At 30.6% G+C, this 699-nt stretch carries 2 protein-coding genes; both read left to right on the top strand.

What is annotated here, in order from left to right; all coding sequences use genetic code 11:
• Positions 1-129: 129 nt before the first annotated feature.
• Positions 130-273 (top strand): transcriptional activator RinB, encoded by a 144-nt coding sequence (gene rinB, locus ACF91D_RS31155; RefSeq protein WP_392438609.1) that lies wholly within the window; start codon positions 130-132, stop codon positions 271-273.
• A gap of 52 nt (positions 274-325) precedes the next feature.
• On the top strand, positions 326-622 hold the full coding sequence (locus ACF91D_RS31150; protein ID WP_107597324.1) for a DUF5052 family protein: 297 nt from the start codon (positions 326-328) through the stop codon (positions 620-622).
• Positions 623-699: the final 77 nt, after the last annotated feature.

Raw genomic sequence — 699 nt, 5'->3', positions numbered from 1 at the left:
TATGAGTAAATCTTTTATTAAAGAACATTTTAAAATAGGACAACATAAATCAGATAGTTTAACACTTGTAGCAGGTATCGGATTTATTTTGGGGCTGGGTACTCAATTATTTTTCTAGGAGGAAAACCAATGAGAATATTAAAAACACTATTAATTATATTTTTATACGAGTTATCAAAAGAAATCACATATGAAATCATTTGTCGTAAACAAGCGAATGACATGGTGGATAAATGCCCTAAGGATTATGAAGTAACTAAAAGAGCAATATAATCACAAGCCAATCGAATGAAACTTAGAGCATACAATTTGGGAGAATTTTAATATGAAAAAATTAGTATTAGCAGCAACATTATTATTAACAGTATTTCTAGGTGGGTGTACATGGTTAGATGATGAAATAAAAGACCATAAAAGTGACACGAAAGGATTAGAAAGAACAGTCACTGTTTACAGTAAGACAGGTGATGTAATTAAGAAATATAAGGGAGATAAAGTGAGAACCAAATATAATGACGGCGGAGCATTAGTTATTAATATAGATGGCAAGCGTGTACAAGTAATGAATAGTGATGTAGTAATTGAGGAGAAAGGCGCAGAGAAATACGAGGTGAGTAAATAATGTGGATTATTATAGCAATTATATTAGCGACTATTACTGTTGTAACTTTACTCATTAATTCAAAGAAAGACGATAAG

It is taken from the genome of Staphylococcus sp. 231237_7MaSpsaltlick, from assembly GCF_043107035.1.
This window is presented reverse-complemented; position numbering and strand designations above follow the sequence as displayed.